This is a genomic window from Microbulbifer pacificus (assembly GCF_033723955.1).
GTDB lineage: Bacteria > Pseudomonadota > Gammaproteobacteria > Pseudomonadales > Cellvibrionaceae > Microbulbifer > Microbulbifer pacificus.
On record NZ_CP137555.1, the window covers coordinates 4080890 to 4104631 of the forward strand.

The 23742-nt window shown below is 58.8% G+C and carries 19 protein-coding genes; 12 read left to right on the top strand and 7 right to left on the bottom strand.

Annotated elements, in window-relative coordinates:
• Positions 1 to 9 precede the first annotated feature (9 nt).
• Positions 10 to 264, top strand: a complete 255-nt coding sequence (locus R5R33_RS17260; protein WP_318953936.1) for a glutaredoxin family protein — start codon at positions 10 to 12, stop codon at positions 262 to 264.
• Between the two features lie 85 nt (positions 265 to 349).
• On the opposite strand, the gene R5R33_RS17265 is transcribed toward R5R33_RS17260, so the two are convergent.
• Positions 350 to 2425, bottom strand: coding sequence for a transglycosylase SLT domain-containing protein (locus R5R33_RS17265; RefSeq protein WP_318953937.1), 2076 nt, complete (start codon positions 2423 to 2425; stop codon positions 350 to 352).
• A gap of 169 nt (positions 2426 to 2594) precedes the next feature.
• Here R5R33_RS17265 and R5R33_RS17270 point away from each other — a divergent pair, with 169 nt between their 5' ends.
• Positions 2595 to 4505 (top strand): ATP-binding cassette domain-containing protein, encoded by a 1911-nt coding sequence (locus R5R33_RS17270; RefSeq protein WP_318953938.1) that lies wholly within the window; start codon positions 2595 to 2597, stop codon positions 4503 to 4505.
• Positions 4506 to 4566: 61 nt separating this feature from the next.
• Here R5R33_RS17270 and R5R33_RS17275 read toward each other — a convergent pair whose 3' ends face one another.
• Complete coding sequence (locus R5R33_RS17275; RefSeq protein WP_318953939.1) at positions 4567 to 5016, bottom strand: universal stress protein; 450 nt, start codon at positions 5014 to 5016, stop codon at positions 4567 to 4569.
• A gap of 247 nt (positions 5017 to 5263) precedes the next feature.
• Here R5R33_RS17275 and R5R33_RS17280 point away from each other — a divergent pair, with 247 nt between their 5' ends.
• The 4 genes from R5R33_RS17280 (at position 5264) to R5R33_RS17295 (ending at position 9746) form a co-directional block, all read left to right on the top strand.
• Entirely contained in the window at positions 5264 to 5830 is a 567-nt protein-coding gene (locus tag R5R33_RS17280) for a hypothetical protein (protein WP_318953940.1), read from the top strand.
• A gap of 283 nt (positions 5831 to 6113) precedes the next feature.
• The gene (topA, locus tag R5R33_RS17285) at positions 6114 to 8855 is read left to right on the top strand and encodes a type I DNA topoisomerase (RefSeq protein WP_318953941.1); all 2742 of its coding nucleotides are present in this window, start codon (positions 6114 to 6116) and stop codon (positions 8853 to 8855) included.
• An 8-nt stretch (positions 8856 to 8863) separates the two neighbouring features.
• Positions 8864 to 9391, top strand: a complete 528-nt coding sequence (locus R5R33_RS17290; RefSeq protein WP_318953942.1) for a DUF6586 family protein — start codon at positions 8864 to 8866, stop codon at positions 9389 to 9391.
• A 100-nt stretch (positions 9392 to 9491) separates the two neighbouring features.
• Entirely contained in the window at positions 9492 to 9746 is a 255-nt protein-coding gene (locus R5R33_RS17295; protein ID WP_318953943.1) for a hypothetical protein, read from the top strand.
• Between the two features lie 117 nt (positions 9747 to 9863).
• Here R5R33_RS17295 and lexA read toward each other — a convergent pair whose 3' ends face one another.
• A complete protein-coding gene (lexA, locus tag R5R33_RS17300; RefSeq protein WP_105104004.1) occupies positions 9864 to 10472 on the bottom strand; it encodes a transcriptional repressor LexA in 609 nt (202 codons plus the stop codon).
• Positions 10473 to 10663: 191 nt separating this feature from the next.
• Here lexA and R5R33_RS17305 point away from each other — a divergent pair, with 191 nt between their 5' ends.
• Positions 10664 to 11305 (top strand): LOG family protein, encoded by a 642-nt coding sequence (locus R5R33_RS17305; protein WP_318953944.1) that lies wholly within the window; start codon positions 10664 to 10666, stop codon positions 11303 to 11305.
• A gap of 141 nt (positions 11306 to 11446) precedes the next feature.
• Here the strand turns inward: R5R33_RS17305 and R5R33_RS17310 are convergent, their stop codons facing one another.
• Positions 11447 to 11779, bottom strand: coding sequence for a DUF6763 family protein (locus R5R33_RS17310; RefSeq protein WP_318953945.1), 333 nt, complete (start codon positions 11777 to 11779; stop codon positions 11447 to 11449).
• 260 nt (positions 11780 to 12039) lie between these two features.
• Between R5R33_RS17310 and R5R33_RS17315 the strand changes: the two genes are divergently transcribed.
• The 4 genes from R5R33_RS17315 to R5R33_RS17330 all read left to right on the top strand — a co-directional run bounded on the left by R5R33_RS17315 (position 12040) and on the right by R5R33_RS17330 (position 15503).
• The gene (locus tag R5R33_RS17315; protein WP_318953946.1) at positions 12040 to 12678 is read left to right on the top strand and encodes a TetR/AcrR family transcriptional regulator; all 639 of its coding nucleotides are present in this window, start codon (positions 12040 to 12042) and stop codon (positions 12676 to 12678) included.
• A gap of 107 nt (positions 12679 to 12785) precedes the next feature.
• Positions 12786 to 13799 (top strand): beta-N-acetylhexosaminidase, encoded by a 1014-nt coding sequence (gene nagZ, locus R5R33_RS17320; RefSeq protein WP_318953947.1) that lies wholly within the window; start codon positions 12786 to 12788, stop codon positions 13797 to 13799.
• 76 nt (positions 13800 to 13875) lie between these two features.
• Positions 13876 to 15009, top strand: a complete 1134-nt coding sequence (locus R5R33_RS17325; RefSeq protein WP_318953948.1) for a mechanosensitive ion channel family protein — start codon at positions 13876 to 13878, stop codon at positions 15007 to 15009.
• A gap of 278 nt (positions 15010 to 15287) precedes the next feature.
• On the top strand, positions 15288 to 15503 hold the full coding sequence (locus R5R33_RS17330) for a cold-shock protein (protein WP_138234656.1): 216 nt from the start codon (positions 15288 to 15290) through the stop codon (positions 15501 to 15503).
• Positions 15504 to 15664: 161 nt separating this feature from the next.
• Here R5R33_RS17330 and R5R33_RS17335 read toward each other — a convergent pair whose 3' ends face one another.
• From R5R33_RS17335 to mfd, 3 genes are all read right to left on the bottom strand, one after another.
• The gene (locus R5R33_RS17335; protein ID WP_318953949.1) at positions 15665 to 16900 is read right to left on the bottom strand and encodes a DUF819 family protein; all 1236 of its coding nucleotides are present in this window, start codon (positions 16898 to 16900) and stop codon (positions 15665 to 15667) included.
• Between the two features lie 123 nt (positions 16901 to 17023).
• The gene (locus tag R5R33_RS17340) at positions 17024 to 17920 is read right to left on the bottom strand and encodes a CsiV family protein (RefSeq protein WP_318953950.1); all 897 of its coding nucleotides are present in this window, start codon (positions 17918 to 17920) and stop codon (positions 17024 to 17026) included.
• Between the two features lie 126 nt (positions 17921 to 18046).
• Positions 18047 to 21523, bottom strand: coding sequence for a transcription-repair coupling factor (mfd, locus tag R5R33_RS17345; RefSeq protein WP_318953951.1), 3477 nt, complete (start codon positions 21521 to 21523; stop codon positions 18047 to 18049).
• Positions 21524 to 21862: 339 nt separating this feature from the next.
• Between mfd and R5R33_RS17350 the strand changes: the two genes are divergently transcribed.
• Positions 21863 to 23326 (top strand): glyceraldehyde-3-phosphate dehydrogenase, encoded by a 1464-nt coding sequence (locus R5R33_RS17350; RefSeq protein ID WP_318955755.1) that lies wholly within the window; start codon positions 21863 to 21865, stop codon positions 23324 to 23326.
• The last annotated feature ends 416 nt before the right edge of the window (positions 23327 to 23742 follow it).

The following is a 23742-nucleotide window of genomic DNA, read 5'->3' on the forward strand; positions in this document are numbered from 1 at the left end:
GTTTAATCGATGTCAGAACGTCCGCTGGTGTTCTATACCACCCTCGGTTGCAGCCTGTGTGAAAAGGCCAAGCCGGAGATCTGGCCGCTGTTGGAGAAGTTTGGCTTGTTTCTGCAGCCGGTGGATATCGCCGATGACGAGGAGCTGACCCGGCTGTTCGGTTGGAGTATCCCGGTGGTGGGACTCGGCGAGGTGGAGGACGTTCTCTGCTGGCCATTTACCTCCAGTGAGCTGGAGTCCTGGTTGCAGGCCCGGTTGCCCTGATCGTTTTTGCATATCCTGAGATTCGAGGCGCCTACAACCGGCGCCTCGACTCTTTCTCACGAACTTCCCGCCTTGCAATCCGTCACTAAAGCCGCGATTCGGCCTCGATTTTGGTCAGCAGTGGTGCCTTGTCGCCACTGCGGTAGGCATAGATAACCGAGTAGGACAGCACATTCTGCACATACTTGCGGGTTTCGCTGTAGGGGATGGTCTCTATCCACACATCAAACGGAAGTTTTTTATTGGTGTCCTTGAGCCAGCTGGCCACCCGTGTGGGGCCCGCATTGTAGGCCGCAGCGGCGAGAAACCGGTTGTTGTCGAAGCGATTCAACAAGGTGTTGAGGTAGTAGGCGCCGAGGGTGATATTGGTGTTCGGATTCAGCAGGTCCCAGCTGCGCCGGTAGGGCACACCGGCCTTACGTGCGGTGGCCTCGGCGGTAGAGGGCAGTAGCTGCATCAACCCCATTGCGCCGGCGTTGGACTTCGCATCGTGGCTGAAATGACTCTCCTGGCGTGCCACCGCCAGTACCAGATAGGAATCCAACGCCGTCTTCTTGCCCAGGTTGCTGGCGACGTCGCTGACGATATCGGTAAACGCCAGCGGGAAGCGCAGCTCCAGGTCATCCAGGTAGTTTGCCGCCAGGATCGACTGGATGGATTTGTGGTACCAGCCCCAGGAGCTCGCGATCTTGCCTGCGGTCATCAGCTCTTCGGGCTTCATTTTTTCTGTGGCGTAATCCCATTCCCGGCGTGCGTGGTAGAACTCGCCGATCGCCTGTAATTCCCGCGCCCGCTGCATGCCCGGACGCGCGGCCACCTCTTTCACCTGTTTTGGGGTTACCGGGGCCGGGTGGTCGACGAAGCTGTATTCCCGTTTGATGGTGTCCGACGCAAGGAATCCGTAATAGCTGCGCTCAAGGGCGGCTTTCTGGAATAGCTTTTCCGCCTCTGCCTTGCGCGCGGGATCACTCTTTGGGTTCTGCTCGTTGATCGCTCTGGCTTTCCAGTACAGCCAGCGGTCCAGGCCTTGCTCTTCCGCGGGCAGGCGGTCGATCCAGAACTCTACCTGGGCCCAGTCCATTTCCCGCAGGGACTGGCGGATCAGCCACTCGGAGGTGCGCAGATCGAAAAATCCCGGGGTCGACTTGATCAGTGTCTCCAGGCCTTGCTGGTCATCCTGACGCGCAAACTGTAGTGCGAGATAGCGCAGGAATTCGTCGCTTTCCTCATCGGAGTAGAGATAGCTGGCGCTGTAGCGCTGCCAGGCCGCCTCGGCCTTTTCCGCGCTCTGGGACGCCAGTCGACGCAGGCCGATGGACACTATGTCGCGGTATTCCGGTTCTTCCTGGACAAAGCGTTCGTAATTGAGGATCAGCTCCGGTTTGCGATAGACCTCGCGCATCAGCTCTGCGCGGCGGGTGCGGTCCTTATCCAGTTTGCGGGCGATAAAGCCGGCCAGGTCGAGATTGCCGGCGCCGACGGACAGGGCATGGCGTTTCCAGATGCGTTCCTGGGTGATGCCACCGTCATTGACCCAGCGGTTGAAGGCCGGGTCACACTCCTTCGGTTGCGAGGCACCGACGGTCCAGAGTTCTTCGATAAGGGCGTAGGCCTCTTTCTTGTCGCCGTAGCGGGACAGGGCGTCCACGTAGTAGCAGCGCAATTGGGTGCGTGTGATCCACTCCGGGCGGTAGTACTTGAGGTATTCGCGGAAGCGATCGCGCGCGCCCAGCTCGCGCAACACGCGGATACGCATCCAGTCACCGATGGCGGTGCCGTCGTACTTCTCCAGGAATGCGTCGATATCGCCGTAGGGCAGACGCGATAGATTCTTGCTGATGTTCCAGTAATCGAGGTAGGGCAGCAGCGGGTAGTCCTTCAGCTCTTTTTTGAGCTGGGCCAGGCGGCGCTGGTCATTGTGGGCAATGGCCATGCGAGCTTCCTGCAGCTTTTTGCGCTGGGCCACTGCCGCTTCCGCCTCCCGGACCTCCCGGGATTCCGCCTTGAGGGCGGCTGAGGTTGCCGCACCCGCGGCGGCGAGCAATGGCGCGGGCTCGGCGACATCTGCTGCGCTCTGGGCGTGCAAAGGCGGTGCAGCCGTAAAGCCGCCAACAAACAGTGCGGAGAGGAAAATGGCGAGTCCATTACTGCCAATCGACATACTGAACACCCGATTGAGAAATCGCTTATTCGAAGGGCGCAGAATAAAGCGTAAAATGTCCGTTTTCACCAGTGCACCTCTAAAAATCTTCCCGAGCGGGTGGCCGGCCGCGCCGGCACATGTGCGGTAGATTTATAGGGATGCCCCAAAACCATTGTAGTGTTTATTTATGTTGCTTCAGTTGGATGGCGTTTGTTTGCGCTATGGCGTGCAGGTATTGGCGGATCATGTGAGCGCCAAGATCGAGCGCGGAGATCGTATCTGCCTGGTTGGGCGCAACGGCGAGGGTAAGTCCAGCCTCTTGAGCCTGATCGGTGGCAAGGGCGATCCGGACGAAGGCGAAATCATCCGCCAGAGTGGCACCGTACTCGCCACGCTTGAGCAGGCGCTGCCGGAAGATTGCGACCACACGGTTTATCGTTATGTCGCCGAAGGCCTTGGCGAAGTCGGCGGCTGGCTGTCGGAATACCGCGACAACCAGAATCCGGACCTGCAGGCGAAGATTGACAGCGCGCACGGCTGGGAGCTGCTCGCGCGGATCGACAGTGTTCTCGACCGCCTGGACCTGGACGAAAATGTCAGGGTCATGGACCTCTCTGGCGGCTGGCAACGTCGCGCGGCGCTGGCCCGGGCACTGGTGACGGAACCGGATCTGCTCATCCTCGACGAGCCCACCAACCATCTGGATATTGCCGCGGTAGAGTGGCTGGAGACCTTTCTCGCCACCTACCGCGGTGCTCTGCTGTTCGTCAGCCACGACCGCGCGCTGGCTCAGCGACTGGCGACCTCGGTATGGGACCTGGATCGCGGCATACTGCGGGTATTCAACTGCCCCTTCGACCGCTACCAGCAGGAAAAGGAAAAACAGCTGGAAGAAGAGGCGCGCAACGACGCCCTGTTCGATAAAAAGCTGGCGCAGGAAGAGGCGTGGATTAGGCAGGGCATCAAGGCCCGGCGCACCCGCAATGAGGGCCGCGTGCGCGCCCTGCAGGCGCTGCGCCGGGAGCGTCAGGCCCGCCGTGAGCGCCAGGGTGTGGCGAAGATGTCGCTGGATGCGGGCGAGCGCTCCGGCAAACTGGTGGCGGAACTGAAGGGCGTGAGCTTCGGCTTTACCGACGAGCAGGGCGAGCTGGTGCCGCTGATCCGCGACCTCGACTTTACCCTGATGCGGGGCGACAAGGTGGGTTTGATCGGCCCGAATGGTGCGGGTAAAAGTACCCTGATTCGCCTGCTGCTCGGCGAACTCGAGGCGCAGGCCGGCAGTATCCGACTCGGCACCAAGTTGCAGGTGGCCTATTTCGATCAGCGCCGGGATATGCTGAACCCGGAACTCACCGTGGTAGACAACATTGCCGAGGGGCGGGAAAGCATCGATGTGGGTGGCAGCAGCCGCCATGTGATGTCGTATCTGAGCGACTTCCTGTTTACCGGCGTCAAGGCGCGCACCAAGGTCGGGGCCCTGAGTGGCGGAGAGCGCAACCGCGCGCTGCTGGCAAACCTTTTCAGTCAGCCCGCGAATATTCTGGTGCTCGACGAACCCACCAACGACCTGGATGTGGAGACGCTGGAGCTGCTCGAGCAGCTGCTGTTGGATTTTTCCGGCACCGTGTTGCTCGTCAGCCACGACCGGGCCTTTCTCGACAATGTGGTGGAAAGCTGCCTCGCGTTTGAAGGCAACGGCGTGGTGCGGGAGTACGTGGGCGGCTATCAGGATTTCGTGCGCCAGGGCGGGCGATTCCTCAGTGCGGAGGAGCAGCTCAGGTCCCGCAAACAGGAGCGGGCCGGGGAGGCTGAGCCCACAAACGCGGATACGGCGGAGAGCGCCGCGACCGAAAAGAGCACCACAGCGGCGCCGAAAACTAAAAAACTCAGTTACAAGCTGCAGCGGGAGCTGGACGCGTTACCCGCCCAGATCGAGACGCTGGAAACGGAAATCGCCGCACTGGAAGAGGAGGTGGGGCAGCCGGACTTTTACCAGCAGGACAGCGATCTGGTACAGGCGCGGTTGCAGAAGCTGACCGAGCTGCAAGAAGCCTTGGAAGTGGCATTTGAGCGGTGGGCGGAACTGGACAGCATGTAAAGTGATTGCGCTCAGGCGCGACAGAAGCGGGGGCCTGGTGCCCCCGATTTTATATAGGGCGTTATTTGGATTCGCCGGAAGGGTGCACCCGCACTGCCAGTACATCGCAGCCCGCGCCGTGGAGCACGCCGTTGGCGGTTGAGCCCAGCAACAGCGCCAGGCCGTGACGGCCGTGGCTGCCAATCACGATCAGATCGCAACCGGCATCCTCGGCCAGACGGTGAATTTCCGTCGCCGGCTGGCCGAGCACCACGTGCTGGCGTTCCGCCGGGATATTCAGGGGGGCTGCGGCCCGCCGCAACTGCTCTTTCGCCTGATTCTGCAGTTGTTCCTGCACCTCGGAGAGGTCCATCGGTATATCGCCGCCATAAGCAAAGGTAAGCGGCTCGATGATATGGGCAAGACTCAGTTGCGCATTGCTTTGTGCGGCAATCTCCGCGGCTCGATCCAGAACCTGAGTGGATTCCTGAGAGAGGTCCAGTCCAACCAGAATATTTTTATAGCCTGACATATCGCCCCCACGTACTGGTGAATTTCTGGCGCTTCCACCGTAATTGATGGAGCGCCCGGTTTGCTTCAATGAGTCTACTTTAAAAAATCAGGCTTGACACAACCTCTGCCTTGCGGAGAAAAATGCGCGCCTAAATCGGGGTATGATGCCGGCGTTTGCTTGCCAAACTGTGCAGATGGCCGTTGTGTCGCCGGATTTGAGCCATTTATAGAGTTCCGATTTTCATCGCACATCACAGGGAGTGCCCATGGCCAGCTGGCTGCCAATCGTCATAATTATTTTTGCTATCACCCTGGTGGTCGGACCGGTAATGTGGCTGAAGCCCAGCAGTCGCGACAAAAAACTGGCAGAGCTGCGTCAGCGCGCCGCCGGTGCCGGGCTTAAGGTCCAGATACAGCCGCTACCGGAATCCCAGGGTACCGGCACTGCGGCAGTCTATTTTTCCCAGTGGCGCAATCCACGCCGCCTGCAAAGCGGGTGGGGGCTGGAATTGCAGCGGATGTCTCACGAACTGAACTTCGACGGTGTCTGGGACTGGCGCAAAAAGCGCGAGGCCCCAGAGGCTGCCAAGCCGTCACTCAAGGAGTTGATCTCCCTGTTGCCGGCGGATGCGACCGCGATTTTTGCCAACGATGCCGGTCTCGGTGTGCAGTGGCACGAGCGCAGCGGCGGCGCCGGTCTTGACGCCATCATCCACGCGCTCGGCGCGGTGCGCCCGGTAATAGAGGAAGCAATCCGCCTGCCACAGGTAGGAGGGACGCCAGCGGGAGATTCCGGCGAGGAAGGAAGCGCGAGTGGGCGTCGGGATTTGTGAGTCGCCGCCTCGCCGGACTGGTCTACTGTTTCAAGCGGTCGGTTCGGAGTTTTACGGTGGCAAGCTTGTAGAACCACAGGCGGTTTAGCGGTGAGGTTTTCTCGAACCAACTGCTGGATGACAGGTCAGAATCGCATACGAATTGATCAATCGAGCCAGCAAAATGTGACGTTTGCTTGACCATACCGGGGTCGGAGCATATATATTCGCGCAGCGCACCGCTCATAACGGCTGATGCCGAAGGTGCAGAAGCAGTAAATTTTCTTTTAAAAATCAGAAGCTTATGGGTAAATCACTGGTCATCGTCGAGTCGCCGGCGAAGGCAAAAACGATCAACAAGTATCTCGGCAAGGACTTCGTCGTGAAGTCCAGTATTGGTCATATCCGGGATCTTCCTACCGGCGCTTCCAACAAGCAGCCGGTGGATGCCAAGGAGCGCGCCCGCCGGGCGGCGGAAACCCGCAAGCTGTCCAAGGAAGATAAAGAAGTCTACAAGCGCCAGAAAAGCCATGAACAGCTAATCAAGCGCATGGGCATCGACCCGGACCACAACTGGGAGGCCCACTACGAGATTCTTCCCGGCAAGGAAAAGGTGGTGGACGAGCTGCGCAAGCTCGCGGCCAGTGCCGATACCGTCTATCTCGCAACGGACTTGGATCGCGAGGGGGAGGCCATTGCGTGGCACCTGCGCGAGGCCATCGGTGGCGATGAGCAACGTTACCGCCGCGTGGTGTTCAACGAAATCACCAAATCCGCGATCCAGGATGCATTCAAGAGTCCCGGTCCGCTGGATATCGACCGAGTAAATGCCCAGCAGGCGCGTCGTTTCCTCGATCGTATCGTGGGCTATATGGTGTCGCCGCTGCTGTGGGAAAAAGTTGCCCGCGGTCTGTCCGCCGGTCGCGTGCAGTCCGTTGCCGTGCGTCTTGTGGTCGAACGCGAGCGGGAAATCCGCGCGTTTATTCCCGAAGAGTACTGGACACTGTTTGCGGATACCGAAACGGCCAAGTCCGACGCACTGCGGCTCGAGGTGAAAAAGCAGGGCGGCGAGAACTTCCGCCCCGTCAATGAAGCGCAGGCGATGGCTGCGCTGCAGGCGCTGCAGTCCAGCAACTTTGAAGTCACCGCCCGCGAAGACAAGCCCACCAGTTCCAAGCCCGGTGCACCTTTTATTACCTCCACCCTGCAGCAGGCGGCCAGTAACCGTCTCGGTTTCAGCGTGAAGAAAACCATGATGATGGCGCAGCGCCTGTATGAGGCGGGTTACATCACCTATATGCGTACCGACTCTACCAATCTGAGCGCGGAGGCTGTGGCCTCGGTACGGGATTTTATTGGCGAAAGTTACGGCGAAAAATACCTGCCGGAAAATCCGAATCAATACAGCAGCAAAGAGGGTGCCCAGGAGGCGCACGAGGCCATTCGTCCGTCCGATGTGCGAGTGAAACCCAACATGCTGTCGGGTATGGAACGTGACGCCGAGCGTCTGTATACCCTGATCTGGCAACAGTTTGTGGCCTGTCAGATGACACCGGCGCAGTTCACTTCCACCTCTGTGGTGGTGAACGCCGGTGACTTTGAGCTGCGTACCCGCGGCCGTGTGATCCGTTTTGACGGTTTCCTCAAGGTGGCACCGCCGCAGAGCAAAAAAGATGAAGATCTGGTGCTGCCAGACATCAAGGTTGGCGAAAAGCTCAATCTCAAAAAGCTGGACCCGAAGCAGCATTTCACCAAGCCGCCGGCACGTTTCAGTGAAGCAGCACTGGTAAAAGAACTGGAAAAGCGCGGTATCGGCCGCCCGTCCACCTATGCCTCGATCATTTCCACCATTCAGGATCGCGGTTATGTGCGCTTGGAAAACCGCCGTTTCTACGCGGAAAAGATGGGTGACATTGTCACAGACCGTCTGAGCGAAAGCTTTACCGATCTGATGGACTACGGCTTCACCGCGAGTCTGGAAGAATCTCTGGACGCCGTGGCAGAAGGTAAAAAGGGCTGGAAAGCGTTGCTGGATGAGTTCTACTCCGATTTCAGCAAGCGTCTCGAACAGGCCCAGGATGCCGATGCCGGTATGCGCCGCAATGCGCCAACCGACACGAATATCGAGTGCAGCCAGTGTGGTCGCCACATGCAGATTCGCACCGGTTCCACCGGCGTGTTTCTCGGCTGTTCCGGCTATGCCCTGCCGCCCAAAGAGCGCTGCACCAACACCATGAACCTGGTGTCTGGGGAGGAGGCGATCGACGCGGACAAGGACGAAGAGGCGGAAACCCGCCAGCTGCGAGAAAAACGCCGCTGCCCGAAGTGTGGCACCGCAATGGACAGTTACCTGCTGGATGAGCAGCGCAAACTGCATATCTGCGGTAATAACCCGGACTGCAACGGTTTCGAAGTAGAGAAGGGCACATTTAAGATCAAGGGCTACGATGGCCCGCTGATCGAGTGCGATAAGTGTGGCAGCGATATGCAGCTGAAGTCCGGCCGCTTCGGCAAATACTTCGGCTGTACCAACGACGCCTGTAAAAATACGCGCAAGTTGCTGAAAAATGGCCAGGCGGCGCCACCGAAAATGGACCCGGTACCGATGCCGGAGCTTGCCTGTGAAAAAGTGGACGACACCTACATCCTGCGGGATGGTGCTTCCGGACTGTTCCTTGCCGCCAGTCAGTTCCCGAAAAATCGCGAAACCCGCGCACCGCTGGTGAAGGAGCTGTTGCCGCACAAGGACGAGATTGACTCCAAGTACAGCTTCCTGTTCTCTGCGCCGACGGAGGACAGCGAAGGGCGGGATACCGTGGTGCGATTCAGTCGCAAGACTCAGGAGCAGTATGTGCAGTCCGAAGAGGACGGCAAGGCCACCGGCTGGAAGGCTTTCTACACTGGCGGCAAGTGGCTGGTAGAAGATTCCGGCAGCAAATCTGCGGCACCCAAGAAGGCGGCAGCGAAAAAGGCCCCGGCCAAGAAAGCGACCGCGAAAAAAGCGGCGGCCAAAAAGGCACCTGCCAAAAAATCGCCGGCGAAATAGGTAGCGCAGTGAGCAACCCCTATACCGGTATTGTGGTTTCCGCCCTGCGGAAATCCGAGCTGCTACTGCAGTCCCTGGAAGTTCGTGAAGCCGAAAGCAATCCGCTACTCCAGGCAGCGCTGCTTGAAGGCACGCTGCTGCAGCTGTGGCGGGCGCATCGCGCATTTCTGGCAGAGCAGGGTCACCAGCTGCAGTTGGGTTTCAAGCCCGCTGGCGAGCCGGACACGGCACTCCGGCTTCAGGAGATGGCAGCCGCGCGGGGCAAGTTCAGTGCCGAGGTGGCTGAACTGGTCGGGCTCGAGGAAAATCCAGACAGCTGGTTCAATGCCATGGCCCGCTGCTGGCAAGGGCTGTGGCGCCCTGCGGGCGGCGCCCAGGAGTCTGGCGCCGCCAACAGCGGCGTGCGGACCCTGATTCCCCTGCGTCAGCTGGATAGCAGTTTTTCTGCCAGCCTCGACAGCGAGAGTCTTCGGCACTGGCATCGCCAGCTCAATGAGCTGGTGGTGCGCCAGCGCGCCCAGGGCCAGGAGTGGTAGAGCGGTGGCCTGCCATCGCGCCTGTCCTTGTCTGGCCGCTGATGATTCACTGTTCCCTGTGTTACACTGCCGTCAAATCACGCTGTAACTGGAGAAGTGAATGTCCTCTGAGACTTACGAAATCATCGAGTTGTCCAATGGTGATGTGGCGTTGCGACGCGCCGGTCACAAGGGGGACCCGCTGGTGCGTATCCATTTCTCGGATGAAAGCCTGGAGTTTCTGCGCGAGCACAAGATTGCCATTGCCCGCGCCATGCTGGAGGCGGGTATCGAAGCGGTGCAGGAGATCGGTACTTTGGAGCCAGAGCCCTTCGAAGAGGATGAGCTCGAGGCTACCGAACACACCATTCACTGACGGGTGAAGTGTTCGGCACCTAATTCGATAGGAAAAGCCAAAGCAAATAAAAACGGGGCTCAGTGAGCCCCGTTTTTATTTGCTGGTGTCACAGCCGAGCGCTGCTCACTTTACCCATCAATAGGGGTTCTGGCGAATCACGCCCACTGCCAGACCTTCAATGGCGAAATTCTTATCACGCATATCCACTTCAATAACGTCAAAGTCCTCATTTTCTGGCAGTAGCTGGACCATGGCCTGGTTGCCGCGACGCTTGAAGCGCTTGACGGTAACTTCATCTTCGATCCGGGCCACCACAATCTGGCCGTTGCGGATATTGTCGGTGCGCTGTACCGCGAGCAGGTCGCCGTCGAAGATGCCCGCGTTTTTCATGCTCATGCCGTGCACTCGCAGTAGATAATCGGCCGGAGGATGGAAAAATTCCGCGGGAATTTCGCAATATTCCTCGATATTTTCTTCCGCCAGAATCGGGTTGCCGGCAGCGACGCGGCCGACGATGGGCAGACCACTCTGGTGGCCGGGAATACGAATGCCACGGGAAGCACCGGCCACCATTTCAATTGCGCCCTTGCGCGCAAGTGCTTTCAAATGCTCTTCCGCCGCATTGGGTGAGCGGAAACCCAGTTCCTGGGCAATTTCGGCTCTGGTGGGCGGATAGCCTGTTTCATCCAGATAAGATTTGATCAGTTCCAGTACCTGGGCCTGACGAGCGGTAAGGTTTGTCATGGGCGCTTCCTTTTGTCTGTATTTATATACAGTTGCTGGGATTATATACAGATTTTCCTGCCGCGCAATCCAGGGGGCTGTTGCGTCAGTACTGCTAGACTTGAGGTGACCGGCGAAATCTAAAATCTGGTTCAAACCAGGTCTGCCGGGTTCGCTGTCACAATAAGAAGGAAGCGAAAGGGAGCAGGCATATGCTGGATGCAAAGATGCCGGAAGCGTGGCGTGTACTGCGTATTCAGTCGGAACTCGTTGATGGTATTGAGCGGCTGATTACCCTTAAAGGTGCCGTGACCGTATTCGGCAGTGCCAGGTTCCCGGAAGACGCGGTCGAGTACCAGCAAGGGATGCGCCTCGGCGAGCTACTGGCCAGCGAGGGCATCCCTGTCATTACCGGTGGTGGTCCGGGCATTATGGAGGCATGTAATCGCGGTGCCTTCACCCATGCCGGCGCCTCCATCGGCCTGAATATTGAGCTGCCATTCGAGCAGACGCCCAATCCGTATCTGGATATCCGGCTGAATTTCCGTTATTTCTTCGTGCGTAAATTCATGTTCATGAAGCACGCGGTAGGCTTTATCGCCATGCCCGGAGGCTTCGGCACCATGGATGAACTGTTTGAAGCCCTGACTCTGGTGCAGACGCAAAAAGTTAGGCGCTTTCCCATTGTGCTCGTCGGCAAGCGCTACTGGTCTGGATTATTGGACTGGCTGGTGAATACTGTGCTTGAGCGCGCTTGTATCGACGCCGCTGATCTGGATTTATTCAAACTGGTAGATACCGTGGATGAGGCGGCGGAGATCATCATCGACTACATTCGCCATCGCGAGGATTGAACAAGAGCGTGTTTCGCCAATGTTCTTGCGCCTCAATACTCAGCGCCATTTTCATGGCTGCAGCACTACGCTATCGATGACCATCACCGGGCGGGCGTTTGGCTATTGCGCAAATTCCCCTTGGGCTGAAGTAAATCCTACTTACTTGCTTTCGTCGGTGCCGGGAAACGCTTCGCCTTCAAGGCGGTCTATCGCGGTTTGCGCGGGCGAAAAAATCGGGCTGGTAAACCCGGCATCCTCATCGTCCTGCATTTCTTTCGCCCAAGTGCCATAACCGGCGTTAGCGTCTTCTGGAGCTGCGGCGCCAATAATCGGTAACTGCGGCCAGCTGTGAAAATCTATCTCATCCAGCGTACCGTCGAGATACTGGATCTCGATGGTGCGGGATGGCTGGTCCACGGCGACCACTTCAAACAGGTCTCCACTGTCGAAATTTTCGAACCAGCTGCCGATTTCCGGTGCGATTCTCGCCATGGCATGCCTCCTGTTGTTTATCAATGCTAGGAGCCAATCACTGGCCTGTATTTCCAATCTAGCGTGCGTGGAGTGAGGCTGGTAACCGGGGAGTCCGATATTTGTTAAATAGTGGACAGCGTGTGACCTGGGTGGCGGTTTGGGGATGTGAGGGCCACCGACGCACCAGCGCGGGCGACTATCTGGGAAATGTTCGATTGGATGACGATGTGCTAGTCTCAACTCTTAAACAAACGTTTTAATTGATGGTTTGAATTGGGATGAGTCAGCTGGATACCGTCAACCGGATTCTCGATGCAGCCGAGGTGTTGTTTGCCGAACGGGGCTTTACCGAGACCTCTTTGCGCACAATTACCAGTACCGCCGGAGTGAATCTGGCTGCGGTGAATTATCACTTTGGTTCGAAAAAGGAACTGATTCAGGCGGTATTTGAACGCTTTCTTACGCCTTTTACGGAAAGTCTGGACCGGGAACTGAACCGTCGTGAGTCGCAGGCGCAACTGCAGGTAGAGGATCTGCTGCAGAGCCTGTATCGGGTGGCACTGGCAGGGCTCGCCAGGGAGGGGCGTGACCCCAAACGCTTTATGCGCCTGTTGGGGCTCGCCTACACCCAGTCTCAGGGGCATCTGCGGCGCTTTATCGTATCGCGCTATGGTGCCAGCTACCGCCGCTTTGCCGGGCAATTATCCGGTGCACTGCCACAGGTGGACCCGGTCACATTCTATTGGCGCCTTTACTTTATGCTGGGTGCCACCATATTTTCCCTCTCCAGCTTCGATGCGATCGAAGCTATCCTGAGGGAAGATTTTGGCGCCGTGAGCAGTCTCGATGAGACCCTGGCGAGACTTGCGCCAGCGGCCGTGGCTATGCTGACCGCACCCGACGTGGGGGCGGCCTGATCGCGTCAGGTTGCCCACACTGTGTGCTGCGGTTGCGGGAATCGTGGCCGAGAGAATGGTGAAATAGCCGCGGAAAATTCCAGATAGGTAACAGGAGCTGACATACCATGTCTGTGCAGATTGGTCCGGTGATGATTGATGTGGACGGCACGGAACTCAATGATGAGGACCGCGAGCTGTTGCGCCACCCCATGGTGGGGGGGCTGATTTTCTTTGCGCGCAATTTTCGCAACCGCGAACAGCTCGAGGCACTGGTGGCAGATATCCGCAGTGTGCGCCCGGAAATCCTGCTGGCTGTCGACCAGGAAGGCGGGCGCGTACAGCGTTTTCGTGACACCTTCACCCGCATTCCATCCATGCAGGCGCTGAGTGCGCGCGCCAATACCCAGCAGCTTCTCGATGTGGGATGGCTGCTGGCAGCGGAATTGCTGGCGGTGGGGGTCGACTTCAGTTTCGCGCCGGTACTGGATGCAGACGACGATTTCTGCAAAATCGTGGGCGATCGCAGTTTTGCCCGCGATCCGTTGGTGCTCGCCGAAAAGGCGCGGCCATTTATCGCCGGTATGCACGAGGCCGGTATGGCGACCACTGGCAAGCATTTTCCGGGCCATGGCCAAGTGCTGGAAGACAGCCATGAAGAACTGCCCGTTGACCAGCGCACGCTGGAGCAGGTTCTGGCCTCCGACTGTATCCCGTTTGCCGAGTGTATCGCTGCCGGTGAGCTGCAGGCGGTGATGCCGGCCCATATCCGCTTTGCCCAGGTGGATGAAAACCCGGTGGGTTTTTCGCGTTTCTGGCTACAGGAAATCCTGCGCAAGCGCCTCGGTTTTGACGGGGTGATTTTCAGCGATGACCTGACCATGGAAGGGGCGGGCGCCGCCGGCGGTTATGCTGAACGGATTCGCGCGGCGATGCAGGCGGGTTGTGATATGGGTGTGGTCTGCAACAACCGGCAGGGCGCACTGGAAGTGCTCAAGGCGCTGGAAACATTTACTCCCGATCCTGAGTCCAGTCGACGACTGGCGCGTATGCGCGGTCAGGCAAAAATAACCAGTTGGAGTGAACTGGAGCAGTCACCCCGCTGGCAGTCAACCCGTGAATGGCTGGCATCCTGGGTTTAAATCCGCACAATACCCCCTGTCAAAAATCGAGCGCATCCGCGTAAATTTATTTACTTGTCGTTATATGGAGTGATTTGTGGAGTCGGCCAAAGCCTTTTTGCGCACCCTGTTGGGGGATGACCGTTTCTGGATTGCGGAAGTTTTTCTGATTGTGCTGACCACGGCGATTGCATCGTGGTTGCTGGGATTGTTGGTGCGGCGCCTGGAGCTGCGAGCCGAGCGCACCGTCAATCCGTGGGATGACGCCCTGTGCGGTAGCCTTAATCCGCCGGCTTCGCTGCTGGTATGGCTGGTGGGCCTGTCGCTGGCAGCGGCGCGCGCCGGCAACGCTACCGGAGCGGAAATCTTCTCTTTCGCCACTACCATCCGGGAAGTCGGCTTTATTGTGCTGATTACCTGGTTTGCACTGCGCTTTGCCAAGGCGGTGGAGGGCAACCTGGCAGACCCGCGTTTTATGGGCAAGCCCATGGACGCCACCACCGTGCGTGCCATTGGCAAGCTAATTCGCGCCTCGATTATGGTCACCGCCGCCATGGTGATCATGCAGCACTTCGGCTACAGCATCAGTGGTGTGCTGGCGTTTGGTGGTATCGGCGGTCTCGCCATCGGTTTTGCCGCCAAGGATCTGCTGGCCAATTTTTTCGGTGGCCTGATGATCTATCTCGATCGGCCCTTCAAGGTGGGTGACTGGGTGCGTTCGCCGGACAAGGAAATTGAAGGCACCGTAGAGGATATTGGTTGGCGGCTCACCCGCATTCGCACGTTCGACAAGCGCCCGCTGTATATCCCGAACGGCGTGTTCACCCAGATATCCGTGGAGAACCCGTCGCGCATGCTGAACCGGCGCATTTACGAAACCGTTGGTATCCGCTACGACGATGCACATCTGATGGCGCCGATCGTAAAGGCGGTGAAGGAAATGCTGCAGCAGCACCCGGAGATCGATACTAATCAGACGCTGATCGTGAACTTCAACTCGTTTGCACCGTCGTCACTGGATTTCTTTGTCTACACCTTCACCAAAACCACCGACTGGGTGCGCTACCACGAAATCAAGCAGGACGTGCTGTTGAAGATTCTGAACATCGTCCAGGAGCAGGGTGCTTCCTGTGCCTTCCCGACATCTACTTTGCATATCGCCGAGTTACCAGAACTGGCGGTGGCAGGCGACCGACGTATTCCCATTGATACGGGAATGACAGCTAAGTGATGTATTCGTAACCTGCATGAATTGTCAAAAATTGCGAAAACTTTCCACTGTTTTTGGTGAATTGTTGCGCAAAGCTCGTGGGAATTAATATTAAATTCACGGGGAAACCTAGACACTGGCGCGGTTTTATCTAAGAATCGGTATGGACTTGCCCGGGTGACCGGGCAGGCGCTTCGAGACAGTGGTCCAGGTCGGGCTCCGACCGGGATACGGGAATTGGGGTAGGCGCATTGCCCACAACCGGGGCGGGCGCAATAACAATAAATGAGGTTGGCTTAATGAGTGATCGCGTTACGGGTACCGTGAAGTGGTTTAACAATGCCCGGGGTTATGGATTTATCACCTGCGCCGAAGGTTCCGAGGATATTTTTGTGCACTACCGCAGCATTCGCGGTGAAGGCTACAAAACCCTCAACGAGGGGCAAGCCGTCGAGTTTGAAATGCAGCAGGGCGATAAAGGTCTGCTGGCGGAAGATGTTGTTCCCTGCGAATAACCCAGTCCCGCACGAGACTTTTTGCTGAAATAGCGCAATCGGACGCGTTTTATACGTTGGTTCGATTGTTGTCCTATTGCATGGGTTTCATGAAGTAAAAAGGCCATTCCAGAGTACTGGAATGGCCTTTTTATTGTCTGCCGGTTGTGCAGCTGGGCGCGTCAGAGCGCGCCCACCATACGCAGAAGCTGCCCGCAGAACCAGGCGCCGTAGGTGCCGAGTGCGTAACCCATTACCGCCAACAGTACGCCCACCGGTGCCAGAGACGGGTGAAACGCGGCGGCCACCACTGGCGCGGAAGCGGCACCGCCGACGTTAGCCTGGCTGCCCACGGCCATGAAGAAGGTGGGGGCCTTGATCAGCCAGGCCACAAACAGCATCAGTCCGGCGTGGATTGCCATCCAGATAATGCCCAGCACAAACAGTTCCGGGCTTTCCTTCAGCGCGGTGATATCCATGTGGGTACCGATGGTCGCCACCAGGAAGTAGATAAACACGGATCCGATTTTTGATGCACCCGCACCTTCCAGTTTTTTCGCCGGTGTAAAGGCCATGAAAATACCGAGGGTGGTGGCGATCACGATCAACCAGAAGAACTGGCTGGTGAAGCTGAAGCGCGCGAGCTGTGGAGCATTTGCCTGGAACCAGGGCGCCAGTACGTCGGCGAAGCCGTGGGCAATGGCGGTGATGCCAAAGCCCACCGCGGCAATCAGCATCAGGTCTTGCAGGGTGGGGTTGCGTGCGTGCTTGCGCTGCATGGTTTCCACCCGCTCTTTCAGGGTGTCGATGGCAGAGGTGTCGGCGCCGCGCTTGGCATCGAGCTGTTTGGCGTTGCCAGCCATGATCAGCAGTACCGCCATCCACAGGTTGGCGATGATCACGTCCACGGCGACCATGGCAGAGAAGACCTTTCCGCCCACCTCAAAAATTTCCTTCATTGCCGCCTGGTTGGCGCCGCCGCCGATCCAGCTGCCCGCCACGGTGGTCATGCCACGCCAGATCGCATCCGGGCCATTGCCGTTCAGCATGTCCGGGTTGAACGCAGACATGATCAGCAGTGCCAGCGGGCCGCCAATCACAATGCCCAGGGTGCCGGTCAGGAACAGGATCAGGGCCTTTGGTCCCAGGTTCACGATACCCTTCATGTCGATGCTAAGGGTCAGCAACACGAGGCTGGCCGGAAGCAGGTAGCGGGACGCAACGAAATACAGGTTCGAGTTGTGCGCGTCGATGATATGGAAGGTGGTAAGCAGGCTCGGCAGGAAGTAACAGAGCAGAAGTGCCGGCACAAAGCGGTAGAAGCGCTTCCAGAAGCGCTGTTCGCTGCTGGCGGTGTAAAACACGAAGCCCAGGATGGCCGCGAGCATGCCTAGAATGATGGCGTCATTGGTAATCATGAAATGATCTGGCCCGATTGTTATTGATTGATCGTTATGGATGGCGGTGAGGGTACAGGGATTTTCACGCTAAGAAAAACGGCCCGCAAAGGGGCCGTCTGCAGATGAATGGCCGGCGTGTGCTCAGGGGTTGAACTCCATCGGCTCATCCTGCGACTCGGGTTCGTCCTGTGGTGTCACTGCCCGAACTTCCACCAGCACGCCGAGCTTGGGGTGGTCGATATAGTGCAGCTCGCCGCTGCGCAGGCGACGTTCTTCCTGTAGCACCGCCACGCGGGCCGCCAATTTTTCCATCGGTTCAGCAGTCGTCGCAGCGATGGGGCGGTCCGAGAAGCTGCTGCCGTTGTTAAACACGGCAGATTCTGTGCGGATATTGCCGCCGCCAAGTTCCATCGGTTCTTCACTGGCAGCGTCTGCAGCTGCCATCACCGCGGCGTGTGGGCGGGTGGGTACGGCGATGCCCCTGGGCGCGGTTTGTTCCTCCGCTCCCTGGCCTACCGGGAAAGAGGGGGTAGTGGCCTGCGGTAACCACTCGCTAAACCACAGGTCGGTGCTCAGGTGGAGGTAGCGGGAAACACTCAGGGTGACGCTGCCTTCCAGCTGGTGGTGGTTGCCATCCTGTGGGCCACCACTGATTAGTATTGCGGGGGCGTTGCGCTCATTTTGCAAAACCTGGCGCCAGGTCTTGTGGAACAGCACCTTGTAGCCGGGGTCGCGCTGCAGGGCGGCCACCTTGTTGTTCAGCTGATTCGGGGCCGGTTGCAAGGCGGGAACCATAGGATCGCCGCGGGAGGGGGTATTGAAGTCCACCCAGCGCTTGCTGTAGTCGAGGTGCGGGGCCGCCGGCCAGGTTTCCCGGGACTGGTTCATGCCGTTTTCGCGGGTGAAAACCACCATCTCGATTTCGAACTGGGTACCGGCATAGCCGGCTGCCTCAGCACCCGCGGCGCAGAGTGCCAGTAGGGCGGCACCGGCCACCTGCTTCAGGCGTGCTGTGACCTGTTTTTTGGTAAAGGTCATTTTCCTTCCACTGTGGTTATGTCGTGGTTATTTCTGAGTTGTTGCGACTTTTGCGCTTTTTGTGAGCAGCGGCCATGTTAGCACTGATTGGGTGTTGAATGCGCCGCCGCTCCGTCTCGGTTTTCACTATTGCGACAGCTGTATCAATACCTCGTTAACCTGCTGCAGCCGGTGCTCCGGCCCACTCTCATCGAGTGCGAAGTTCAGGTGGTTGGCCCCCTGTAACTGGAACTGACCCGGTCGGTTCTGTACCAGTTTGACCAGGGTCAGGGGGTTCACCTTGGCGTTTTCCGCGAATTCAATACGGCCGCGGCTGGCGGAGGCCTCCAGCTTGCGGATGCCCATTTTGGTCGCGCTGAGCTTGATCTCGGTGATGCGGAACAGGTGTTTGACCGGCTCCGGCAGCAGGCCAAAGCGGTCGATCATCTCTACCTGCAGCTCTTTCAGCGCGGCGGAATCCTCTGCACTGGCAATGCGCTTGTACATGATCAGGCGGCTGTGCACGTCCGGCAGGTAGTCCTCCGGAATCAGCGCTGGCACCCGCAGGTTCACATCCACCGCGGGCGACTCCAGCGGCTCGTCGATATTGGGTACGCGCCCTTCGCGTATCGCTTTGACCGCGTGATCCAGCATCTCCATATACAGGGTGAAACCCACACTCTGGATCTGGCCGCTCTGTTCCTCGCCCAGCAGCTCGCCGGCACCGCGAATTTCCAGGTCGTGGGTAGCGAGGGTGAAACCGGCCCCCAGGTCCTGGGCTTCGCTGATGGCTTCCAGGCGCTTTACCGCGTCAACGGTCATGGCGCGCTTGTTCGGCGTCAGCAGGTAGGCGTAGGCTTGGTGGTGGGAACGGCCCACACGCCCGCGCAGCTGATGCAGCTGCGCGAGACCGAATTTGTCGGCGCGCTCGATCAGAATGGTGTTGGCAGTGGGTACATCGATACCGGTTTCAATGATGGTGGTACACACCAGCACGTTGAAGCGCTTGTGGTAGAAGTCACTCATCACCTGTTCCAGTTCGCGCTCGCGCATCTGGCCGTGGCCGACGCCGATGCGCGCTTCCGGCACCAGTTCCTGCAGTTCGCGCGCGATGCGCTCGATACTCTTCACCTCGTTGTGCAGGAAGTACACCTGGCCACCGCGTAGGATCTCCCGCAGGATGGCTTCCTTGATCAGTGCTTCGTCGCGCTCGCGCACAAAGGTCTTCACCGACAGGCGTCGCGCTGGTGGTGTGGCAATCACGGAAAGATCGCGGATGCCGGCCATGGCCATGTTCAGGGTGCGCGGAATCGGCGTCGCGGTGAGGTTCAGGATGTCCACTTCCGAGCGCAGGCTCTTCAGTTTTTCCTTCTGGCGGACACCGAAGCGGTGCTCCTCGTCGATGATCAGCAGCCCCAGGTTCTTGAACTGCAGATCGCTCTGCAGCAGTTTGTGGGTGCCGACAAGAATGTCCACCTTGCCATCTGCCACCCGCTCCTTGATCGCATCCACTTCCTTGTTGCTGCGAAAGCGCGATACCACTTCGATCGCGATGGGCCAGTCCGCAAAGCGGTCCTGCAGCGACTGGAAATGCTGCTGCGCGAGCAGGGTGGTGGGTACCAGCATCGCCACCTGGCGACCGCCGTGGGCGGCAACGAAGGCCGCGCGCATGGCGACTTCGGTTTTGCCGAAGCCCACATCGCCGCACACCAGGCGATCCATGGGTTTGTCGGACAACATGTCGGCCACCACCGCTTCGATGGCCTGCTGCTGGTCAGGGGTTTCTTCAAACGGGAAGCCGGCGGCGAATTCGCGGTAGGCAAGCCCGGGGTTGTCAAACGCATGGCCGACCCGCGCCTCGCGACGAGCGTAAATGTCGAGCAGCTCGGCGGCGGCGTCGCGGACTTTCTCGGCAGCCTTGCGTTTGGCTTTTTGCCAAGTGTCACTGCCCAGCTTGTGCAGCGGCGCAAGTTCTTCGTCGGCACCGGAATAGCGGCTGATCAGGTGCAGGCTCGCCACCGGCACATACAGCTTGGCGCCATCGCCGTATTCGAGTGTCAGGAACTCCGCCTGCTGGCCGTCGATCTCGAGGCTCTGCAGCCCCTTATAGCGGCCGACACCGTGATCGATATGCACCACTGGTGCACCGATGCGCAGTTCTGCCAGATTCTTGACCGCGTTGTCCGCATCTTCCTTGGCTTTTCTGCGTCGCCGCTGTTGCAGTACCCGGTCGCCAAACAGCTGTGGTTCGGCGATGAGGTTGAGCTGCGGATCATCCAGCAGCATGCCCTGATCGAGGGGGGCGACGGTAATGCCGAGGCGTTCGTCGGTGTCGAGGAATGCCTGCCAGGAATCGAAGGTTTTTGGCTTGATGCGAATGCCGCCCAGCAGTTCGAGCAGTGCCTCGCGGCGGCCGCCGCTCTCCGCGCAGAACAGCACCCGCCCGGAGTATTCCATCAGGTAGGCCTGCAGTGCGGCCAGCGGCTGCTCGGACTTTCCGTTGACCGGCAGGCTCGGGGGAAGGCGGGTGGCGAAGTTGTAATTTCCCTCGGCCTCTGGAAGTGTCTCCGCGGAGAAAAAGGCACGCGGCAGCGCTTTCAGGGCACCGTAAAACTCGTCGATATCCAGCAGCACCTGTCGCGGTGGCAGGATCGGTCGGGTGAGGTCACCGCAGCGACTCTGGTAGCGGTTTTCCGCCTCGCGCCAGAAAGATTCCACCGGTTGTTTCAGGTCTCCCTGTACAAATACCTGGCTGCCCTCCGGTAGGTAGTCGAACAGGCTTGCGCATTTGTCGAAAAACAGCGGCAGGTAGTATTCGATACCCGCCGGTGCAATGCCGGCGCTGATGTCCTGATAAATGGAAACCGGGCCCGGGTCACAGTCAAAGCGCTCGTGCCAGCGCTCGAGAAACTTCGCCAGTGCCGGTTTGTGCATCGGGAATTCCCGCGCCGGCAGCAGATGAATCTGTTCCACCCGGTCGACAGTGCGCTGGTCTTCCGGATCGAAGGTGCGCAGGGATTCGATTTCATCGTCAAACAGGTCGATGCGATAGGGCAGCCTGCTGCCCATGGGGAAAATATCCATCAGTGCACCGCGCACCGCGAATTCCCCGTGTTCGTATACGGTGTCGACGCAGTGGTAGCCCGCCTGCTCCAGCAGTCGGCGCTGGCTGTTGAGATCGAATTTCTGTCCTTCTTTCAGGATCAGTGCATTGCCGGCGATGTAATCTTTGGGGGCCAGCCGGTGCAGCAGGGTGCTGACGGGGGCGATGACCACACCGCTGCCCATCTGCGGCAGCCGGTAGAGGGTGGCCAGTCGGTCGGAGATGATGTCCTGATGCGGTGAAAAGGTGTCGTAGGGAAGAATCTCCCAGTCGGGAAACTGGAAAATTTCCAGGCCGTCACCGGCATCGCTATCTCGCCGCGCTTTGTTAAAAAATTTCAGCTGCACCTCGAGCTGGTGCGCTTCCTGGCTGTTGCGTGCAATCAGCAGGGTAGGGGTGCGGCTGGCTTTTGCGGCATTCAGGATCGCCAGCGCGGCGCTGGCGCCGTGTAACTGGCCCCAGAATTGTCGGTCATTCGGCGCGCGGAACGCGGGTGGGGACAAAGGGGGGAACTGACTCATCTTTCCTTATAATTCCGTGCTTTCTGACCGCAGTCGGCCTTGAGGGCAGCTATTGTAACTGCGAACGGATGGCGGTGCAGGTGCAGGCCGCCCCGGTGCGGGAAAACTGACGATCAGGTCGCGTGGCCCCGGGGTGTGGCGGTGCAATTTTCCAGCAGAAAAAATGTAGTTTAACTACAGTTTTCCGGCCATTTTTTACTCGGTTGCACGCCCGTAAGTGAATCCACATAATGCGCCAGCCTTCGGCCCGTAGGTGATTTTTTGATCCATTATTGCAAGTCTGGATCAGCATCTGGAGCCGGCCCTGGCACGACCTAATTTTTCACTTTGCAGAGGTGTCTGATAGTGACTCAGAAGCGACCGAAGCCCGCGGACTTTTTCAGGGACTGGAAAGCGCGCGAAGCGCTGGCGGAATCCATGATTCCGATGATTGGCAAGCTCAACCGGGAAAGCAACGTCGGCATTTATATGTACGGCCAGAACCTGGTGAACAGCTCCGTGCTCAGCATCATGAAAGCCCACCGCTTCGTGCGTCAGGTGGAAGAGAACGAACTGTCTGAGTTCGAAACCTTTCCGGTTCTCGAGGCCATCTGCAAGCTGGATCTGGGCCCGGTACATATTGACCTGGGTACCCTGACCAACAAATACATGCGCGACCAGCGCGGCCTCTCGATTGAAGAGTTCGTGCGTGACGAGCTGGCAGACGCCTCCGGCGCCGGCAAGCCGCTGCCGCAGCCACAAGATGTGGTGATTTACGGTTTCGGTCGTATCGGCCGCCTGGTGACCCGCCTGCTGATCGAGAAGGCCGGCAGTGGTGATGTGCTGCGCCTGCGTGCCATCGTGCTGCGCAAGGGCGGCGCTGCCAATGACCTGGTCAAGCGCGCCTCCCTGCTGCGTCGCGACAGTGTGCACGGTGCGTTCAACGGCACCATCCGTGTGGACGAAGAGACCAACACCCTGATCTGCAACGGCAACGAAGTGAAGGTCATCTACGCCAACTCCCCGCAGGAAGTGGATTACACCCAGTACGGTATCAACAACGCGTTGATCGTCGACAGTACCGGTGTATGGCGTGATGAAGCCGGCCTGGCCCAGCACCTGGAGAGCCGTGGTGCCGCCAAGGTGCTGCTGACCGCGCCGGGCAAGGGTGACCTGAAAAACATCGTTTACGGCATCAACAACGGCGAGATCAAGCCGGAAGACAAGATCCTGTCTGCGGCCTCCTGTACCACCAACGCTATCGTGCCGGTGCTGAAGGCGATGATGGACAAGTACGGCGTTGAGCATGGCCACGTGGAAACCGTGCACGCCTACACCAACGACCAGAACCTGATCGACAACTACCACAAGGGTGAGCGCCGCGGCCGTTCCGCTGCGCTGAACATGGTGCTGACCGAGACCGGTGCCGCCAAGGCGGTGGCCAAGGCGCTGCCGGAGCTGAAGGGCAAGCTCACCGGTAACGCCATCCGCGTGCCGACCCCGAACGTGTCCATGGCGATCCTGAACCTGCGTCTCGGCCAGGAAACCACCAAAGACGAGCTGAACGAGTACATGCGTGATGTGGCGCTGCACTCTCCGCTGCGCCAGCAGATCGACTTTACCAATTCTCCGGAAGTGGTCTCCAGCGACTTCGTGGGCTCCCGTCGCGCCTGCGTATTCGACTCCATCGCCACCATCGTCGACGGCAATAACGCCGTGCTGTACTGCTGGTACGACAACGAGTTCGGTTACAGCTGCCAGGTAGTACGCTGTCTGGAAGATATGGCCGGCGTGCGTTACGAGCTGTTCCCTAAGAAGGACTAAGCTGTCGCCGTGGTGTGGGGGGACCCCCGCGCCACCGGTGGTCGACCGTTTCGGATAGGGGCAATCCCGGTCTGAGGCGGCTCGACCATTGGTCAGGCAGATCAATGGCGCGCCACACCGTATACTCTCCCGGCGGCTAGCGTCTCCCCCTAAAGTCTTTGTTTTTTCAGCAAAACTTTCCTCATCCTGAGCCCATTTGGCTCTATCTGCTCTGGTAAACCCCACGCCCCATCCTTATAATGCGCGCGATTTTGCGGGGCTGTCGTGTGCCGGGAAATTCGAACGCAAAGACTGCGGGTTGCCATTGCAACGTCGGGGTCATTTGCGCCCCCGGAGCAAAATGCAACTTCTTACATAACAGTGGTGCCATGTCGTAGCGGCTACTATTTAGTCACTACCCTCCGGTGAGCCGCGAC

Coding starts and splice junctions, on each gene's coding strand:
- R5R33_RS17305 (WP_318953944.1), top strand. CDS start 10,664: ATGCTGGATGCAAAGATGCCGGAAGCGTGGCGTGTACTGCGTATTCAG.
- mfd (WP_318953951.1), bottom strand. CDS start 21,523: ATGAGTCAGTTCCCCCCTTTGTCCCCACCCGCGTTCCGCGCGCCGAAT.
- R5R33_RS17280 (WP_318953940.1), top strand. CDS start 5,264: ATGGCCAGCTGGCTGCCAATCGTCATAATTATTTTTGCTATCACCCTG.
- R5R33_RS17260 (WP_318953936.1), top strand. CDS start 10: ATGTCAGAACGTCCGCTGGTGTTCTATACCACCCTCGGTTGCAGCCTG.
- R5R33_RS17330 (WP_138234656.1), top strand. CDS start 15,288: ATGAGTGATCGCGTTACGGGTACCGTGAAGTGGTTTAACAATGCCCGG.
- lexA (WP_105104004.1), bottom strand. CDS start 10,472: ATGACAAACCTTACCGCTCGTCAGGCCCAGGTACTGGAACTGATCAAA.
- nagZ (WP_318953947.1), top strand. CDS start 12,786: ATGTCTGTGCAGATTGGTCCGGTGATGATTGATGTGGACGGCACGGAA.
- R5R33_RS17340 (WP_318953950.1), bottom strand. CDS start 17,920: ATGACCTTTACCAAAAAACAGGTCACAGCACGCCTGAAGCAGGTGGCC.
- R5R33_RS17315 (WP_318953946.1), top strand. CDS start 12,040: ATGAGTCAGCTGGATACCGTCAACCGGATTCTCGATGCAGCCGAGGTG.
- R5R33_RS17310 (WP_318953945.1), bottom strand. CDS start 11,779: ATGGCGAGAATCGCACCGGAAATCGGCAGCTGGTTCGAAAATTTCGAC.
- R5R33_RS17270 (WP_318953938.1), top strand. CDS start 2,595: ATGTTGCTTCAGTTGGATGGCGTTTGTTTGCGCTATGGCGTGCAGGTA.
- R5R33_RS17335 (WP_318953949.1), bottom strand. CDS start 16,900: ATGATTACCAATGACGCCATCATTCTAGGCATGCTCGCGGCCATCCTG.
- topA (WP_318953941.1), top strand. CDS start 6,114: ATGGGTAAATCACTGGTCATCGTCGAGTCGCCGGCGAAGGCAAAAACG.
- R5R33_RS17295 (WP_318953943.1), top strand. CDS start 9,492: ATGTCCTCTGAGACTTACGAAATCATCGAGTTGTCCAATGGTGATGTG.
- R5R33_RS17275 (WP_318953939.1), bottom strand. CDS start 5,016: ATGTCAGGCTATAAAAATATTCTGGTTGGACTGGACCTCTCTCAGGAA.
- R5R33_RS17265 (WP_318953937.1), bottom strand. CDS start 2,425: ATGTCGATTGGCAGTAATGGACTCGCCATTTTCCTCTCCGCACTGTTT.